At 51.8% G+C, this 17184-nt stretch carries 18 protein-coding genes; all 18 read right to left on the minus strand.

Annotated features, from left to right (window positions below; translation table 11 throughout):
• Nucleotides 1–34: 34 nt before the first annotated feature.
• Nucleotides 35–2056, minus strand: a complete 2022-nt coding sequence (fhuB, locus tag AC0YN0_RS18835) for a Fe(3+)-hydroxamate ABC transporter permease FhuB (RefSeq protein ID WP_475822637.1) — start codon at nt 2054–2056, stop codon at nt 35–37.
• Between the two features lie 38 nt (nt 2057–2094).
• Entirely contained in the window at nt 2095–3135 is a 1041-nt protein-coding gene (locus tag AC0YN0_RS18840) for an ABC transporter substrate-binding protein (RefSeq protein WP_442049502.1), read from the minus strand.
• 159 nt (nt 3136–3294) lie between these two features.
• Complete coding sequence (locus AC0YN0_RS18845; RefSeq protein ID WP_442049503.1) at nt 3295–3696, minus strand: F0F1 ATP synthase subunit epsilon; 402 nt, start codon at nt 3694–3696, stop codon at nt 3295–3297.
• 24 nt (nt 3697–3720) lie between these two features.
• Nucleotides 3721–5127: a F0F1 ATP synthase subunit beta gene (atpD, locus tag AC0YN0_RS18850; protein WP_442049504.1), complete on the minus strand. Its 1407-nt coding sequence runs from the start codon at nt 5125–5127 to the stop codon at nt 3721–3723.
• Nucleotides 5128–5211: 84 nt separating this feature from the next.
• Nucleotides 5212–6072, minus strand: a complete 861-nt coding sequence (gene atpG / locus AC0YN0_RS18855) for an ATP synthase F1 subunit gamma (protein WP_442049505.1) — start codon at nt 6070–6072, stop codon at nt 5212–5214.
• A 121-nt stretch (nt 6073–6193) separates the two neighbouring features.
• Nucleotides 6194–7708, minus strand: a complete 1515-nt coding sequence (gene atpA / locus AC0YN0_RS18860) for a F0F1 ATP synthase subunit alpha (protein WP_442049506.1) — start codon at nt 7706–7708, stop codon at nt 6194–6196.
• Nucleotides 7709–7733: 25 nt separating this feature from the next.
• Nucleotides 7734–8273, minus strand: coding sequence for a F0F1 ATP synthase subunit delta (locus tag AC0YN0_RS18865; RefSeq protein WP_475822638.1), 540 nt, complete (start codon nt 8271–8273; stop codon nt 7734–7736).
• Complete coding sequence (atpF, locus tag AC0YN0_RS18870; RefSeq protein ID WP_442049508.1) at nt 8270–8752, minus strand: F0F1 ATP synthase subunit B; 483 nt, start codon at nt 8750–8752, stop codon at nt 8270–8272. The genes AC0YN0_RS18865 and atpF overlap by 4 nt, the downstream gene beginning before the upstream one ends.
• Nucleotides 8753–8885: 133 nt before the next feature.
• A complete protein-coding gene (gene atpE, locus AC0YN0_RS18875; protein WP_307204792.1) occupies nt 8886–9101 on the minus strand; it encodes a F0F1 ATP synthase subunit C in 216 nt (71 codons plus the stop codon).
• A gap of 85 nt (nt 9102–9186) precedes the next feature.
• Complete coding sequence (atpB, locus tag AC0YN0_RS18880; protein ID WP_475822639.1) at nt 9187–9954, minus strand: F0F1 ATP synthase subunit A; 768 nt, start codon at nt 9952–9954, stop codon at nt 9187–9189.
• A gap of 22 nt (nt 9955–9976) precedes the next feature.
• A complete protein-coding gene (locus AC0YN0_RS18885) occupies nt 9977–10345 on the minus strand; it encodes an ATP synthase subunit I (protein WP_475822640.1) in 369 nt (122 codons plus the stop codon).
• Entirely contained in the window at nt 10338–10571 is a 234-nt protein-coding gene (locus AC0YN0_RS18890) for an AtpZ/AtpI family protein (protein WP_307204789.1), read from the minus strand. Before AC0YN0_RS18890 ends, AC0YN0_RS18885 begins: the two co-directional genes overlap by 8 nt.
• 190 nt (nt 10572–10761) lie before the next feature.
• Nucleotides 10762–11910: a non-hydrolyzing UDP-N-acetylglucosamine 2-epimerase gene (gene wecB, locus AC0YN0_RS18895; RefSeq protein ID WP_475822641.1), complete on the minus strand. Its 1149-nt coding sequence runs from the start codon at nt 11908–11910 to the stop codon at nt 10762–10764.
• A 37-nt stretch (nt 11911–11947) separates the two neighbouring features.
• Nucleotides 11948–12577, minus strand: a complete 630-nt coding sequence (gene upp, locus AC0YN0_RS18900) for a uracil phosphoribosyltransferase (protein WP_337103895.1) — start codon at nt 12575–12577, stop codon at nt 11948–11950.
• A gap of 445 nt (nt 12578–13022) precedes the next feature.
• A complete protein-coding gene (locus AC0YN0_RS18905) occupies nt 13023–14126 on the minus strand; it encodes a glycine-rich domain-containing protein (RefSeq protein ID WP_475822642.1) in 1104 nt (367 codons plus the stop codon).
• 145 nt (nt 14127–14271) lie between these two features.
• Entirely contained in the window at nt 14272–15228 is a 957-nt protein-coding gene (locus AC0YN0_RS18910; RefSeq protein ID WP_337103893.1) for an ABC transporter ATP-binding protein, read from the minus strand.
• On the minus strand, nt 15225–16232 hold the full coding sequence (locus AC0YN0_RS18915; protein ID WP_475823033.1) for an ABC transporter ATP-binding protein: 1008 nt from the start codon (nt 16230–16232) through the stop codon (nt 15225–15227). Before AC0YN0_RS18915 ends, AC0YN0_RS18910 begins: the two co-directional genes overlap by 4 nt.
• Nucleotides 16233–16245: 13 nt before the next feature.
• Nucleotides 16246–17181, minus strand: coding sequence for an ABC transporter permease (locus AC0YN0_RS18920; RefSeq protein ID WP_475822643.1), 936 nt, complete (start codon nt 17179–17181; stop codon nt 16246–16248).
• Between the last annotated feature and the right edge of the window lie 3 nt (nt 17182–17184).

Raw genomic sequence — 17184 nt, forward strand, 5'->3', positions numbered from 1 at the left:
AAAAATAGCGCGTAAACACGAATAATACCTGACATTATCTGCTTTTCTTTCGGTTTGCCTGCCACATCAGCCACATGAAATAGGGGGCTCCAATTAGAGCCGCAATCAAGCCCGACGGAATTTCCTTTGGCGCTAGAACCGAGCGACCGATCATATCGGCGAGCACAAGCAGCACAGCACCAAGAAGGGCAGTTAGGGGAACAAGTCTACGATAATGCGGCCCTACGAGCATTCTCGTTATATGTGGAGCAATCAGACCGATAAATCCGATCGAGCCGACTACAGATACTGCCGCAGCGGCAAGCGCCACGCCTAGACCGCCGATCAGCAGCCTCGCACGATCCGCCTTCAAGCCCAGATTGGTCACCGTCGTATCTGAAAATTGTAAAATATCAATTCGTCGAGCCAGTACCCACGCGATTGGCAGCAAAATAAGCGGCCAGTAGATCAACTGCCAGAAGTCGTCCCAGGTCCGCGCATAAGTCGTTCCTGCAAGCCAGACGAGCGCTGAAGCAACGGTCATCTTCATGCGAAGGACCAGGATTTGCACAATCGCGCTTCCCGCGGCGGATACGCCAAGTCCAAGCAAGGCAACGACAGCGGGTTGAAAGCCGCTTTTCCTGCCTAGTAGGAATACAAGAGATGACGCAGCCACCGCTCCGATGAACGCTCCGGCAGGAAGCCACTGTACGGACAATCCCGTGAATACGGCCATCAGCAGCATAGCCCCAACGCTTGCGCCAGCTGTCACGCCAATAATAGAAGGATCGGCGAGCGGGTTGCGTACGATGCCTTGCAGAAGCAAGCCGCTGACCGCCAGCGTAGCGCCTGCAAGAGCGGCAACCAAGGTACGAGGCAGCCTCATATCGATAGCCAAACGTTTCACCTGCTCATCGCCATTGCCGAATAAAGCGGATATCACATCACCGACTGGAATACGCAAGCTTCCGAATGCCAAGCTCGCGACAATCGCTGCCGCCAGCAGGAGGAACGCTCCTGCAACCCATACGCCATACGGAACGCGCGCAAGCTTAACCGAAGAAGCGGAAGTAGCCTGAGGCGTTCCTTCACGCTTCGCTTTAACCGTCCGCAGGACAAGCCATACGAGCCACGGTCCACCGATCAGGGCAGTTATCGCTCCTGCCGGCAGCGGTCCAAGCGAATGCCTGAACTGCATCGCGACCGTATCGGAGGCGATCACGATAACCGCGCCCCAGATGAACGACGTAGGCAGCAGCGCAATATGTCTTTTGGCGCCAAGCATACGCATCAGATGCGGAGCGATGAGTCCGACGAAACCGATCGGGCCAACGACACTGACGGCGATAGCAGCGAGCACAACAGCTATCGCGATTCCTGAGAAGCGCAGCTTCCATGCCTTCTGACCAAGGGAAGTAATCGTATCCTCGTCCATCTCCATAAGATCCCATTTGCCGGCTAACAAGCAAGCTAGAACGACACCTCCGATGATCCATGGCCATGCGTGCTGCACGCCGCCCCAGCCGTTTTGCACCAAAGAGCCTGAGCCCCACAAGAACAGCCCCATCGTTTTCTGCTCGAAGAACAGCTGCAAGGCTGCTACTCCCGAACTGAGCGCCATTGTAACGATCATACCTGACAGAGCAAGTCTAACCGGTGAAGCCTTCGCCCCGCCAGCCATCGTAAACGCAAGCAGCGCTGCGGCAGCCCCTCCGGCGCAAGTTAATAGAAACGGATAAGAGTGAGCCATCACCGGGAAAAAGATCGTACAGATCGTTAAGGCAAAGAATGCCCCTGCGTTAATGCCAAGTGTAGCGGCAGACGCAAGCGGATTGCGCGTTGCGTTCTGCAGCAGCGCACCGGCGACGGCCAAGGCGCCGCCGACAAGGATGCCAATAAGAGTCCGAGGCAATCGCAGCGTCCATAATATCTGATGCTCCATCTGCGGCTCTGTCGAGAATAAGGCGGTAATCGTAGTCTTGAGCGGGAGATCGGCTTCTCCCTGCGTCAGATGAAGGGCTGACAGCACAGCAAGCAGAAGGAGCCCGGCTGCGGCTAGCAGCACAGGGCTCTTCATCGTTTGTTGCGTATGCTTCTTGCTAACAGCTTTTAGACTCATTTCGTAAGCAGGTCAGTTACTTTATTTGCTAGAAGTTCCGCGGACAGCGGGCCGCCGAATGGCCAGATGCCGTCAAGGTTGTAAAGGCGGTTTTCCTTTACGAACGGAAGATTGTTGTATACATCGTTCTTCGGAAGCAATTCACTGAACACGGTGTCGTCAGGGCTAATCGTGTAAAGCAAGCTAGCTTGCTTCGTTTCATCCTTCGTCAAAGCTTCCAGCGAACCTTCCGAGTAACCGTACATTTGGAAGGCTTCGTCTTTGTGCGCGTTTTTCAAACCGATCTTGCTTAGAATGGACATCGCCATCGAGTTGTCCGTGAACAGGCGGAATGTCGCAACGCCCTCCGCGCTCCAAGCTTGCGTCATGACGATCGATTGTCCTTCTTTACCGGCAGCGGCTAGCTTGCCCTTCGAATCTTCGTATGAAGCATGCAGATCAGTCAGTACTTTCTCTGCATCGGCTTTCTTGTTTACAGCGTCGCCGATTGCGAGGAACGTTTCTTCCATTTCGCTATATTGGTCAAGTCCGCCTTCTTCTGGATACGGATTGAAGATCAACGTCGGCGCGATTGCTTTCAGTTGATCGTATATCGCTTCATGACGGAATTTAACGCCGATGATGAGATCAGGTGCAAGGCTCGTAATCGTCTCCAAGCTCGGTTCTTGACGCGTTCCAAGCTCAACAACGTCCGCGTTCAGCTTTTGCTCCAAGTAGCCGTACCATACGTTGTAGTTCTCGATATCCGTTACGCCAGCCGGTTGAACGCCAAGCGCGAGCAGATCCTCTGCATACGTCCATTCCAGTACGACAACCTTCTTCGGAGTACCTTTAATTTCCGTCTCGCCCATAGCATGCTTGATCGTACGGACGGAATCGTCCTCTGCAGCAGGAGCATTTGTAGCTGTATTGTTAGCTTGTTCCGTATTAGCTGTGCCTTCATTGTTCGTGTTCCCGCTGTTCGCGTTGCCGCCGCAAGCAGCTAGAAACACCACCATCGCTGCCAACATCAAGCTCATTAGTTTCAAACGTTTCATTTCTTTCATTCCCCCATATTGATAATCTCTCTCACCACTTCCACTATGATAAGGATTCTCATTTTCAATGTCAACCTTTTCAACAGTAATATTTCAATAAAACAAAAAAAAAGCACTGCCTAGGCCGAGTGGCTTAGGCAGTGCTCTTGGTGCGTTGTATTACTTTTGCTTAATGTTCAGACGGTTCATTGCGCGTTGCAGAGCAAGCTCTGCGCGGCGGTAGTCAACCTCATCACGCTTAGCGTTCAAACGTTGTTGCGCACGTTGCTTGGCAGCTTCCGCACGTTCAAGGTTAATATCGGTAGCGAGCTCAGCGCTTTCGGCAAGAATAACGATCTTGTCCTTGCGTACTTCGATGAAACCGCCGTTAACGGCTACGATATCAACTTTATTGCCATCGCGTTTGATCGTTACGGGAGCGATGCGCAGCGGCGTTACAAGCGGAATGTGATTCGGCAAAATGCCGAGCTCGCCTTCTACGCCTGTTACGCTAACCATATTCGCAGTCTCCGCGTATACTTTACGCTCCGGAGTTACTATTTCGACCAAAAAGGTACTCATGTGGATTCCTCCCGCCCTTCGCTACTATTGCAGCGTTTTGGCTTTCTCGACGGCCTCTTCGATTACACCTACGTAACGGAAGGCTTCTTCCGGAAGGTCATCATGTTTGCCTTCGAGAATTTCTTTGAAGCTGCGAACGGATTCTTTAACAGGAACGTATTTACCAGGCGTGCCCGTGAACGGCTCTGCAACGTGGAACGGTTGGGACAGGAAGAGTTGAATTCTACGTGCGCGAGCAACGGTTAATTTGTCCTCTTCGCTCAGCTCGTCCATACCGAGGATTGCGATAATATCTTGAAGCTCTTTGTAGCGTTGAAGAATTTTCTTAACGCCTTGAGCTACGTTGTAATGCTCTTCGCCCAATACGCCAGGGCTAAGGATACGGGAAGACGACGCGAGCGGATCAACCGCCGGGAAGATACCCATCTCGGAGATTTTACGCTCCAAGTTCGTCGTAGCGTCCAAGTGGGCAAACGTCGTTGCAGGAGCCGGATCCGTGTAGTCATCGGCAGGTACGTAGATCGCTTGGATCGAAGTAACCGAACCTTTTTTCGTCGACGTGATACGCTCTTGCAATTGACCCATTTCAGTTGCCAGCGTTGGCTGGTAACCTACCGCGGAAGGCATACGGCCTAGAAGGGCCGAAACCTCGGAGCCTGCTTGCGTGAAACGGAAGATGTTGTCGACGAACAGAAGAACGTCTTTACCTTCTTCATCACGGAAATACTCAGCCATTGTCAAACCAGTCAAAGCTACACGTTGACGTGCGCCAGGAGGCTCGTTCATTTGACCGAATACCATCGCTGTTTTGCTAAGTACGCCGGAATCCTTCATCTCATGGTACAAGTCGTTACCCTCACGAGTACGTTCACCTACACCTGCGAATACAGAGATACCGCCATGCTCTTGCGCGATGTTGTTGATCAATTCTTGGATCGTAACCGTTTTACCTACGCCCGCGCCGCCGAAGAGGCCGATTTTACCGCCTTTTGCGTATGGTGCGAGAAGGTCGATTACTTTAATGCCTGTTTCAAGAATTTCCGCTTGCGTGGACAATTCGTCGAAAGCAGGTGCCGGACGGTGAATTGGCAAGTTGATTGCCGATGTTACATCGCCAGCTTCGTCAATTGGTTGGCCAAGTACGTTGAATACACGGCCAAGCGTTGCCGCTCCAACCGGGATCGTGATTGCTGCGCCTGTATCAACAGCAACCATACCGCGTACTAGACCGTCAGTCGTACTCATAGCTACGGCACGTACCTTATTGTCACCGAGGTGAACAGCTACTTCAAGCGTCAGATTAATATCGATACCGCCTGCTTCGCCCTTTTGCTCGATTTTGACAGCGTTCAAAATTTCCGGCAGACTGCCGCGTTCGAACTCTAAGTCTACGACCGGACCCATGACGGATACAACATGTCCTTTTTTCATGGTTTTCCCTCCTGGTTCCTTCTTGTTACTGCACCCGGGCTGGCGCTTACGCAAGCGTCCCGCGGCAACAGTGCAAATCTATAGTTACGATTGAGCGTTCGCTCCGGCAACGATCTCCGAAATTTCTTGCGTGATCGCCGCTTGACGCGCACGGTTGTACGTAAGAGTCAATTGGTTAATCATTTTGTTCGCGTTTTTCGTCGCGCTGCCCATTGCCGTCATACGAGCGCCGAACTCACTCGCTTTGCCGTCCAATACCGCGCTGTAAATCAGCGTTTCCGCGTATTTAGGCAACAGTACTTCAAGCACGCCTTCAGCCGATGGCTCGTATTCATACGATGCAACAGAACCTTTGCCGCTCACGTCTTCCAGCGGCAGCAAGCGTACTGCTGTCGGAATTTGAGTAATCGCATTGACGAATTCATTGTAGTACAGGTGAAGCTCGTCGTACGTACCTTCAGCGAAGTTCTTCACTGCGGAGTACGCAACCGACTTGATGTCTGCGAAAGTAGGGGCATCGGGCAAACCGATAACCTCTTCCACGATCGGCATATTGCGGCGGCGGAAGAAGTCCCGGCCTTTGCGTCCGATAACGAACAATACATATTCGTCGGTGGATTTATGATTTTCGCGAATCGTTTGCGTTACTTTACGAAGAATGTTGGAGTTGTAGCCGCCTGCAAGACCGCGGTCCGAAGTAATAACGAGGTAACCCGTTTTCTTAATCGGACGCGTTTCCAGCATCGGATGCTTCACATCCTTCGTGCCGGCTGCGATGCTAGCCACAACTTCCTTCAGCTTATCCGCGTAAGGACGGGACGCTGTCGCTGCTTCCTGTGCTTTTCTCAGCTTGGAAGCCGCAACCATCTCCATCGCTTTCGTGATCTGCTTCGTATTTTGTTTGCTCTTAATCTCGCGTTTAATATCGCGCATACCTTTTGCCATTTGTTTCACCCGCCTTTGTTGCCTTGCGCATACAGCTTACGCAGCATGCTCAAAGCCTGGTGTTGGAGGAGTAAGGAAGCTGCGCCCGGACTGAAGTAGGACGGGCGCAGACGATATATTTCTAAGCCGTTACGGCAAAGCTTTTCTTGAATTTGTTGATTGCGTCAACGAGAGCTTTCTCGTTGTCGCCAGCGAGGTCCTTCGTATCGCGGATCGATTGGCCGATTTCCGGGCTGTTCGAATCCAGGTACGCATGGAACTCTTTCTCGAAGCGAAGAATGTCGCCAACTGGAATTTCATCCAAGTGACCTCTAACAGCGGAGTAGATCGAGATAACTTGCTTCTCAACCGGCATCGGCATGTTAACGTCTTGTTTAAGAATTTCCATCGTGCGCGCACCGCGGTTAAGGCGGGCAAGCGTCGATTTGTCGAGGTCGGAGCCGAATTGCGAGAACGCTTGAAGCTCGCGGTATGCCGCAAGGTCAAGACGGAGCGTACCGGCTACCTTCTTCATCGCTTTAATTTGAGCGGAACCGCCGACACGGGATACGGAGATACCAACGTTAACCGCTGGACGTTGACCCGAGTAGAACAGATCGGCTTCAAGGAAGATTTGACCGTCCGTGATCGAGATTACGTTCGTAGGAATGTAAGCCGATACGTCGGATGCTTGCGTCTCGATGAATGGCAATGCAGTCAAAGAACCGCCGCCTCTTGCGTCGCTAAGCTTCGCAGCGCGCTCCAACAAACGGGAGTGCAGGTAGAATACGTCACCAGGGTAAGCTTCCCGACCCGGTGGACGGCGGAGCAAGAGCGAAAGCTCACGGTATGCTGCCGCTTGTTTCGACAAGTCATCGTAGATAACGAGAACGTGCTCGCCTTTGTACATGAAGTATTCACCCATCGAGCAGCCTGCATATGGAGCCAGGAATAGCAATGGAGCTGGTTCGGAAGCGCCAGCCGTTACAACGATCGTGTAGTCAAGCGCGCCATGGCGGCGAAGCGTTTCTACTACGTTAGCAACAGTGGATTGTTTTTGACCAACCGCAACGTAGATACATTTCACGCCGTTGCCTTTTTGGTTGATGATCGCATCGATCGCGATCGCTGTTTTACCTGTTTGACGGTCGCCGATGATAAGCTCACGTTGGCCGCGGCCAACCGGTACCATTGCGTCGATCGCTTTGATGCCTGTTTGCATAGGCTCATGAACCGATTTACGGTCGATAACGCCTGGTGCAGGCGATTCGATTGCACGGAATTGAGTCGTGTTGATTGGTCCTTTGCCGTCAAGCGGCTGACCAAGCGGGTTAACAACGCGGCCAAGAAGCTCTTCGCCGACTGGTACTTCCATAATACGGCCCGTACGTTTCACTTGGTCGCCTTCGCGGATGTCCGTGTATGGTCCGAGGATTACGACACCGACATTGCTTTCTTCCAAGTTCAAGGCCATGCCTACAACACCGTTAGCGAATTCGAGCAGTTCCCCCTGCATCGCGTTTTCCAAGCCGTGTACGCGGGCAATACCGTCACCGACATTGATTACGGTGCCGACGTCAACAACTTGAATTTCGGATTTATAGTTTTCGATCTGTTGTTTAATCAGCGTGCTGATTTCATCAGGTCTAATACTCAATTCGTTCACCCCTATCTACCATGCATTAGATTTTAAACGATTTTTGTAAACGATCCAGCTTGCCGGACAAGCTTCCGTCATACAGACGGTCGCCGATGCGCACTTGTACGCCGCCGAGCAGGGATGGATCCACGATTTGCTGCGCAATAATTTTTTTGCCGGTCAGTTGCCCGAATTGAGCTGCTACAGTAGCAAGCTCTTCGCCGCTAAGCGATTGCGCGGAATAGACCGTCGCATGCGCTTGACCAAGCGCTTCTCCCGCGATTTTCGTATACGCTGCGTACACGTCGACAAGAATATCTTGCCGTCTGCGCGAAATAAGAATTTCGATTGTATTTAGAACGAGCGCGGAGATGCTGTCGCCGAAGGCCGCTTTAACTGCCGCAACTTTTTTGCTTGGGTCAATGTTAGGCAAAGAAAGAAATTTTTGAACGTCCGCGTCCTGTTCCACAGCAGTGGCAATCAGCTTTAGTTCAGCTTCCACTTCAGCAACGATTTGCTGCGAAGCGGCAACTTCGAACAACGCTTTAGCGTAGCGCTTCGCTACGACCGTATCGCGGCTCATTTGCTTCCAACTTCTTTCAGGTATTGATCAACCAACTGCTCCTGTGCCTTCTCATCCACTTGCTTCTCGATAATTTTCGATGCGATCTTAACGGAGATGCCGCCAACTTCGGAACGAAGAGCTGCAATCGCTTTGTTTTTCTCGCTTTCGATATCCTTGAGAGCGTCGTCTTTCAGGCGGGAAGCTTCGGATTTCGCCGTTTGCACGATATCGTCCGCTTGCTTCGAGCTTGTCGTTCTAGCTTGCTCGATAATTTCGTAGGCTTCCTTGCGCGCTTGTTGCAGCGCTGCCTTCTGCTCTTCCATTTGCTGTTCAGCAGCTTTACGGCTGGAATCCGCTGTATTCATCTGTTCGAGCACCAACTGTCTGCGCTTCTCCATTACACCGAACAATGGACCGAACGCGTACTTGTTCAGAAACCAGTACAAAATGCCGAACGAAATAATCGCTATTAACATCGATTCCCAACTCAAACTCATTGAAGCCACTCCTTTCTTACTGCAGTAGTGTCCAAGCGTAAACGGCTGTGGCCGTCCGCTGTTTGATTAAAGCGTATTGCATAACGAAGGCGAAGAGGGCTAGGCCTTCCCCGCCAATCATGACTGTTTTCAATTAAGCGCTGAAGAACGCCAAGAAACCGATAACTACGCCGATGATAGGCACAACTTCGACGATACCTACACCGATAAACATTGTTGTTTGAAGCTTGGATTGAAGTTCCGGTTGACGAGCGATACCTTCAACTGTTTTGCTGACGATCATACCGTTACCTACGCCTGCGCCAACTGCGCCCAAACCTACTGCCAATGCTGCTGCCAAGATTTCCATTTTTAAAATCCTCCTCGAGATATGTTGTTTTTAGTTGTATAACCAACCCGGAGCTTCATGAGCTTGTCCGAGTCTAAAGCGTTATTTAATGATGTTCATCGGCTTCGTCATGGATGGCAGCTTGCGAAATATATACCATCGTCAGAATCGTGAACAGGAAAGCCTGAATACCGCCTACGAATAAACTGAAGCCTTGCCATGCGATCAGGAACGGGATACCGAACCAGTTAAGCATCAGGATCGTAGAGATAAGAACCTCGCCCGCATAAATGTTAGCGTACAACCGAAGCGCCAGCGTTACCGGCTTTGCGATGGTCTCGATTAGGTTGACCGGCAAGAAAATCGGGAACGGATGGAAGTAATGCTTCAGATAGTGCTTTCTGTTCTGCTTAAGGCCAAGGTAGTGGACAATCACGAATACGATAATCGCAAGACCAGCCGTGACGTTAATGTCAGCGGTAGGCGATTTCCAGAAGGAAACGTGCGCTTCGCCGTGATGCTCGTCCAACAATTCTTGCGTGATGCCAAGCGCGTTATTGACGTGATGTGCCTCGAAAGTAACACCGAATGGCAAACCGAGCAAGTTGGAGATGAAAATGAACATAATAAGCGTCAATCCTAGCGATAGGAAAGGCTTAACCCGATTGAGCGGCATTGCACTGGCAATGACTCCGTGTACGAATTCAACGACCCACTCCAGGAAGTTTTGCATTTTGCCTGGATTAGTCACCGACAGATTGCGAACTGCCAATCTTGCCACAATCATCGTAATGACAACGGATACGAATAATGCGATAACGGTCGAGAGATCAATGTTGAGCGGCCCAAGATGCACTATGGGAAATTCATGCATGTAAAATTTTCACCCCTTTCCGCTAAGACTGTCGTTTGTTATGAATATAAGCTGCTGCCAAAAGAATAAACGGCATAACCATACAGCCGATTAACGCGGCCGGCATGCTGAACTTCTCCGGGAAACGATAGGCGATCATGGCTACCAAAAGCACGGTCGCGATCCGGCTTCCGAGTCCGAGACCCATCTTGCGCGGCCCGATTCCCGCTGCACCTTGTGTAACCATCTCCACGCGGCGTCTCAATAAAAACGCATTCATGGAACTTGCCGCCAATCCTAGAAGAAGGCCGAGTGTGACAATACGCCATTCCGGAGCGAGAGCCCATACCAGCAGACAAGCTGCCAGCAGATACAGGAGCACCCGAACTGCCGTCTTCATAATGTTATCCATCGGAATCCTCCAGAACCCTCTTTACAATCAGAATGGCTGAAAGAATGCCGACAGCCAGACCAACAAGCAGACCTGACATCTTCCAAGCCATCTCGCCGCCAAAGCGGTCCGCGCCCAAAGAGCCGATCCAGTACCCCAAGAAAATACAAACTGCGACATTGATTCCGAGAGCGCCTACAAGACCGGCAGCCAGCAGCGGATTGTCCCTTTTGTTATTTCTATTCATGGCATGTACCCCTGTCAATCCTCATATATTTTATCGAAGCGGCGCTGGTTTTGTCAATTGATATAACTGCAAACATTTAGTGAACAAGATGTACAAAATCCTTGATTCTACTAGCGTTCCGAGCGATCAAAACCGTACAGTACTACTGTATGCTGTACATTAACCTTACAGTAGGCTGCACGCATGTAAACTATGAACGTTGTGTGAACGATTCAGGGCGTGACTTTCTTCTGCCAAAATGATGCAAGATCGCCTCTACGATGCGCTCTGACGCTTTGCCGTCGCCATACGGATTGGCCGCTCTGCTCATTCTTCCGTACAGTTCCGAATCGTTCAGCAGCGCCTTCGCTCTGCTGTATACCGCTTCTTCATCCGTGCCCACGAGTTCAAGCGTTCCAGCCTCAATTCCTTCCGGGCGCTCCGTTGTATCGCGAAGGACAAGGGTTGGCACGCCGAATGACGGCGCCTCTTCCTGCATACCGCCTGAATCGGTCATAATCATGTACGTATGCGGGTAGAAATTATGGAACTGGAACACATCTAGCGGTTCGATCAGTTGGATACGCGGGTGATTGCCGAGAATCTCGTTCGCCGGCTCTCTTACCGCCGGATTCAGATGGACTGCATACACGACAACTACGTCTTCATGCTCGTCCGCAATACGCTTCACCGCGCGGAAGATGTTTCGGTGCGGCTCGCCTAGCGATTCGCGGCGATGCGCCGTCATCAGAATCATCCGTTTGCCCTTCGCCCAATCCAGCACAGGATGCATGAACGATTCATCCACCGTATATTGGAATACGTCAGTTGCCGTATTGCCAGTCACATAGATCGATTCCTCGGACTTGTTCTCCTTGCGCAAATTGTTTGCCGACCACTCCGTCGGAGCGAAATGCACATCCGAGAGAACGCCTGCAAGCTGCCGGTTCATCTCTTCCGGATACGGGGACAACTTATTCCACGTCCGCAATCCCGCCTCGACATGACCTACCTTAATTTGTTTAAGGAACGCCGCGTAGCTGGCTAGAAACGTCGTTTGGGTATCTCCGTGCACGAGCACGATGTCTGGCCTCGCTTGCTGCAGCACCGGATCGAGGCCTTCAAGCACCCGCACGGTCGTTTCTGTCAGCGTCTGGCGATCCTTCATTACATTCAAATCATAATTCGGCTCAATCTCGAAGAAGTCGAGCACCTGATCCAGCATCTGACGATGCTGTGCCGTCACGCATACGATCGATTCGATCTGATCGTCATGCTTCTGCAGTTCAAGAACAAGCGGTGCCATCTTGACTGCTTCCGGGCGCGTACCGAAAATGGTCATTACCTTCAGTTTGGACAAAAGATTCCACTCCTATTAATAGTTGCCTTCTGAGGCTCTAATTAGTCCCGAACATGCGGTCTCCAGCGTCACCAAGACCTGGTACGATATAGCCCTTCTCATTCAGGCGCTCGTCCAATGCAGCGATATAAATATCTACGTCCGGGTGCGCTTCCTGAACGGCCTTCACGCCTTCAGGTGCAGCAATCAGACACATCAATTTGATCTGGTCGCAATTGTGGTTCTTAAGCGAGGAGATAGCGGCAATTGCCGAACCGCCCGTTGCCAGCATCGGATCGATCACGATCAGCAAACGATTAGGGGCATCCGTCGGCAAGTTAATGTAATATTCCTTCGGCTGCAGCGTCTCATGATCGCGAGCAAGCCCGATATGTCCGACCTTAGCGGATGGAATAAGCTTCAGTATGCCGTCGACCATGCCTAGTCCGGCCCGTAGAATCGGCACCAGTCCCAGCATGCGGCCCGATACGACTTTGGCGTCTGTCACAGCGACAGGCGTTTCCACTTTAATCGTGTCCAGCGGAATGTCTCTCGTAATTTCATAAGCCATCAATGTGGCTACTTCGTCAACCAATTCCCGAAAATCTTTCGTATTCGTTTCTTTATTCCGAATAAAAGTCAGCTTATGCTGAATTAAAGGATGGTCGCAAATGATTAGTTTGCTCATGGAGCGTAATTCCTCCTGTATATAGTTGTAGGCTTGACACAATCCCAACTATTATAGCATTGTAAACCCCGTGATGCATCTTGAGTTTTTTACTATTTCAGTATGTCCAAGCCTGCGCGGCTAATGCTGGGGCTTGTCGATAAATGCCGAAACGCGAACCAGCGAGATTACCGAGCCTCCTCAACCGCACGTAAAAGCATCTAACACTCGCCATACCGCTCGCTGTATGAGCACATGTGCTCTTACAGGTACACGTGCGCACGTTCCAGCTACCTCGTTCACTCCGTAAGAGCGCATATGTCCTTACAGACACTAACACTCACCATACAGCTCGCTGTAAGAGCACATATGCTCTTATGGTAGGTGCTGCAGCACATGAAACAACCCGTATCCATCTTCAGAGGACACGGGTTGCTTCATTTCTACGCATCTTACACACTTACCACTAGCTTCCGCCGCCGCAGCCGCCCCCGCCTCCGCAGGAAGAGCCGCCGCCGCCACCATCTCCTCCGCCGCTGCCGCAGGAGGAATCACCGCCATGACCGCCGCCCGAATGACCGTCATGGCCTCCGTCATGCCTGCCGTCATGCGATGAGCCGCTGCATGCGTATGTTGAATCGCCGCTCGAATTCGATTTGCGCTCTTCATCCGTCTGCAAATTGTCCATCTGCCTTGCGAAATCATTGGAGTGATGAAGCGAGTTGAAGATGAGCATACCGGATAGGAAGGTGATCCCATCCAGGGAAGGATTATGCGCGCCGTTCGTGAACGAGCGGCTATGTCTGTTCCGGGCTTGATTGCGCCTAGCGGCACCAAGCTGCTCCTTCAACCGGCCAATCAAATGATCGATTATACCGCCAATATCGGCGTGTTTGAGCGGAGTTTTGCCGTTGAACCATTCTTGCTTCAAACGATCCTCGCCCCATCCTTCAACCTCATCGAGCTTCGACTGCGGCAGCGGCGTGCGATAGAACGTCCCCCACACCCTTCCGCTCGCCGGCGTGCGCTCGAACAGCTCGCCGTACACCCAGTCGAACCAAGCCCGCTCGCCCGGCTCGGGCTGTACACCCGCCGCATGCGGAGCATGATGAATAAGGTCGCCACTGAATTTAGCGCAGAATTGCTCGTATTCCCGCGTGAACATTAACATCTCATGCCAGATCGCATCCGCCGAACGGCTGTACATCGGCACGCTTCTCATCGTCGCGCACATCAGAAAGTAACGCTTCAGCTCAAACCATGTCCATTTCCATTCGTTATCGGTCAGACGAGGCTGCTCCTTCAGCACACGATCCTTGATGCGAGCTTCGAAATCAAGACCGATCGCCGATTCAAGCCTCTCTGCAGCGGATCGGGCTGGATGACCGTACGGCACGCCAAGCGCCTGAGGCGGCTCCTCTGCCGGCCATGAAGCATAATATCGTTTCATACTTCCGGGGCCTCTGCCAGAGTATGACTGCCGACTAGACTTCGCTATGTTGATAACAACGATTACGACAACAATAATGACGACTAGAAAAACGAACATTCCGGGTACAAATTGATTCATTGATTCCGTCCTCTCCATCCAACTGTATTACCCATATTCTAACACAGGAAGGGACATTAGGCTCTAAGTTGCTTAACCTCACACTTACCAAAAAGAGCCGTACGGCAGCCGGTAATCGGCCAGCCATACGGCTACTCTTCATTCATTATGCGTAGTGACACGCGGCGAAATGTCCTTTTCTTGTTTCGACAAGTGCAGGCTCATCCACCTTGCAGCGATCGGTCGCAATTGGGCAGCGCGTATGGAACTGGCAGCCCTTAGGCGGGTTGATCGGGCTCGGCAAATCGCCGGTAAGCACAATCCTATCCCGTGTTGCTTCAACCTCGGGATCGGCAATCGGGATCGCCGACATAAGCGCTCGCGTATACGGATGCGCAGGCGTCGCATACAAGTCATCACTGGAAGCAAGCTCTACAATTTTGCCCAAGTACATAACGGCAACGCGGTTGCTTATATGCTTAACCATCGACAGGTCATGCGCGATAAACAGATAAGTCAGACCCATCTTGCGCTGCAAATCCTGCATCAAGTTAACGACTTGAGCTTGAATGGATACGTCAAGCGCCGAGATCGGCTCATCGGCAATGATGAACTTCGGATCGACCGCAAGCGCCCTAGCAATGCCGATACGCTGGCGTTGACCGCCGGAGAACTCATGCGGATAACGCGTCGCATGGCTCGGATTAAGACCGACCAAATCGAGCAAATTCTCGACTTTTTTCCGACGTTCCTTGCCCCCGCTGGCCAGGTTATGAATATCGAGCGGCTCCCCGATAATGTCCATAACCGTCATACGAGGGTTAAGCGATGCATACGGATCTTGGAAAATCATTTGCATATCGCGGCGAAGCGCCTTCAGCTTCGAGCCTTTCAGACCATAAATATCTTTGCCTTCGAAGGCAACCGAACCGCTCGTCGGCTCATAGAGACGCATAATCGTACGGCCGGCGGTTGACTTGCCGCAGCCCGACTCCCCAACGACGCCGACGGTCTCGCCCTTCTGAATAGACAAGCTAATATCGTTAACCGCTTGTAGCGTCGTACCGCCTCCGAGATTGAAAAACTTACGCAAGTTTTTCACTTCAATCAACGACTGGCTCATACCGACACCTCCCGTTTTGCTGGTTGCGCATAAGGATGCGCCATCCAGCATGCCGAAGCATGCGACTCGCTGTCGCCTACTTGAAGCAATTCAGGATCGTTATCGACGCAGACGCGCATCGCTTCGTCGCAGCGCGCACAGAAGCTGCAGCCTACAGGCGGCTTGATCAAATCCGGCGGCATGCCGTAAATCGGAACGAGCGGCTCGTCCTTCTTCTGATCGAGACGCGGCACAGAGCGCAGCAGCCCCTTCGTATACGGATGCTTCGGATTTTTGAATATTTCCCACTTCGTTCCCGTTTCCACGACTTTGCCTGCATACATGACAATAACGCGATCGCACACATCGGCTACAACGCCAAGGTCATGCGTAATAAGAATAATAGAAGTGCCAAGCTTTTGCTGCAAATCTTTCATCACTTGCATAATTTGCGCTTGAATCGTAACGTCAAGCGCCGTTGTCGGCTCATCCGCTATAAGCAGCGACGGATTGCTCGCAAGCGCGATCGCAATCATCGCCCGTTGGCGCATGCCGCCGGAGAATTGATGCGGATATTGTTTCACGCGCGAAGCCGGATTCGGAATGCCTACGAGCTCCAGCATCTCAATGGCTTTAGCGCGAGCTTTCTCGCCGCTTAAGCCTTGATGCTTCACAAGTCCTTCCGTTATCTGACGGCCGATCGTCAGCGTAGGGTTCAGCGAGGTCATCGGGTCTTGGAAGATCATGCCCATTTCCTTGCCGCGCACGTCCTCCATCTGCCGGTCGGTCAGCTTCAATATATCTTTGCCTGCGAATTGAATCGAGCCTGTCGTCTTCGCCGGCGGGGACGGAACGAGCCGCATAAGAGATTGCGCCGTGACGCTCTTGCCGCAGCCGGACTCGCCTACGATCGCTACCGCCTCGCCTTTATTCACATGAAAGTTGACGCCGCGCACCGCTTGCACGATGCCGCCGCGAACTTTAAAATCAACGCGAAGGTCTTTGACTTCAAGCAATCTTTCCATCATGGTCCACCTCCTACTTCTTCATCTTCGGATCAAGCGCATCCCGCAGACCATCACCGAAAATATTGAAACAAAGCATCATCAAACTAATAATTACAGCCGGGAACCACATTCTCCACGGATATAGCGTCCATGCCTTAATCGCATCGTTAATCATTGTACCTAGCGATGCTGCCGGCGATTGAACGCCGAGGCCCAGGAAGCTGAGGAACGCCTCCGCGAAGATCGCGCTCGGTACGGTCAATGTCAGCGTTACGATAATCGGTCCCATTGCGTTAGGGATGAGATGGCGGAACAGAATACGCGGCGTGCTTGCGCCAAGCGCTTGCGCAGCCATGACGTACTCCTGGTTTTTGAGCTGCATGATCTGACCCCGGACAAGCCAAGCCATATTCACCCAACCGGTTATACTGAGCGCAAGTACAATCGTGAACATACTAGGCTCCATAATAACGATGAGCAAAATAATAATTAGCATGCTCGGTATGGAATATATAATCTCGCAAAAGCGGTTAAGAATTTCATCGACACGGCCGCCGAAATAACCCATAATACCGCCCATAATGACACCGACGACAAGATCGGCAAGTGCCGCATACAAGCCGACCTGCAACGAAATTCCCGTTCCCATCCACGTACGGGCGAACATGTCACGACCTAGATTATCGGTGCCGAACCAATAGGTTCCGTTCGGAGCAGTGTTCTTTTCCGTCAAATGGTTAGTCGAGAAGTCATGACCTGCAAGCTTGGAAATCCAAGGCCCTGCAATCGCCATAATCACAATAGCAATGAGTAGCGCAAGGCATATCATCGCCATCTTGTTCGCTTTCAGTCTGAGCCATGCATCCTTCCAAGCTGAAATGCTTTCGCGAACGACCGTCTCCGTTTTCTTCTCTTCCTTAGTCAGCTTGACAAAGTCATCAGGGGTCAACATTTTATCCGTTGCCATGAT

The sequence above is a fragment of the Paenibacillus sp. J22P218 genome (assembly GCF_056269195.1).

What these genes read in the sequence shown, in the direction of transcription:
- fhuB (WP_475822637.1), bottom strand. Translation starts at nt 2,056, where the DNA reads ATGAAGAGCCCTGTGCTGCTAGCCGCAGCCGGGCTCCTTCTGCTTGCT.
- AC0YN0_RS18840 (WP_442049502.1), bottom strand. Translation starts at nt 3,135, where the DNA reads ATGAAACGTTTGAAACTAATGAGCTTGATGTTGGCAGCGATGGTGGTG.
- AC0YN0_RS18845 (WP_442049503.1), bottom strand. Translation starts at nt 3,696, where the DNA reads ATGAGTACCTTTTTGGTCGAAATAGTAACTCCGGAGCGTAAAGTATAC.
- atpD (WP_442049504.1), bottom strand. Translation starts at nt 5,127, where the DNA reads ATGAAAAAAGGACATGTTGTATCCGTCATGGGTCCGGTCGTAGACTTA.
- atpG (WP_442049505.1), bottom strand. Translation starts at nt 6,072, where the DNA reads ATGGCAAAAGGTATGCGCGATATTAAACGCGAGATTAAGAGCAAACAA.
- AC0YN0_RS18865 (WP_475822638.1), bottom strand. Translation starts at nt 8,273, where the DNA reads ATGAGCCGCGATACGGTCGTAGCGAAGCGCTACGCTAAAGCGTTGTTC.
- atpF (WP_442049508.1), bottom strand. Translation starts at nt 8,752, where the DNA reads ATGAGTTTGAGTTGGGAATCGATGTTAATAGCGATTATTTCGTTCGGC.
- atpE (WP_307204792.1), bottom strand. Translation starts at nt 9,101, where the DNA reads ATGGAAATCTTGGCAGCAGCATTGGCAGTAGGTTTGGGCGCAGTTGGC.
- atpB (WP_475822639.1), bottom strand. Translation starts at nt 9,954, where the DNA reads ATGCATGAATTTCCCATAGTGCATCTTGGGCCGCTCAACATTGATCTC.
- AC0YN0_RS18885 (WP_475822640.1), bottom strand. Translation starts at nt 10,345, where the DNA reads ATGGATAACATTATGAAGACGGCAGTTCGGGTGCTCCTGTATCTGCTG.
- AC0YN0_RS18890 (WP_307204789.1), bottom strand. Translation starts at nt 10,571, where the DNA reads ATGAATAGAAATAACAAAAGGGACAATCCGCTGCTGGCTGCCGGTCTT.
- upp (WP_337103895.1), bottom strand. Translation starts at nt 12,577, where the DNA reads ATGAGCAAACTAATCATTTGCGACCATCCTTTAATTCAGCATAAGCTG.
- AC0YN0_RS18905 (WP_475822642.1), bottom strand. Translation starts at nt 14,126, where the DNA reads ATGAATCAATTTGTACCCGGAATGTTCGTTTTTCTAGTCGTCATTATT.
- AC0YN0_RS18910 (WP_337103893.1), bottom strand. Translation starts at nt 15,228, where the DNA reads ATGAGCCAGTCGTTGATTGAAGTGAAAAACTTGCGTAAGTTTTTCAAT.
- AC0YN0_RS18915 (WP_475823033.1), bottom strand. Translation starts at nt 16,232, where the DNA reads ATGGAAAGATTGCTTGAAGTCAAAGACCTTCGCGTTGATTTTAAAGTT.
- AC0YN0_RS18920 (WP_475822643.1), bottom strand. Translation starts at nt 17,181, where the DNA reads ATGGCAACGGATAAAATGTTGACCCCTGATGACTTTGTCAAGCTGACT.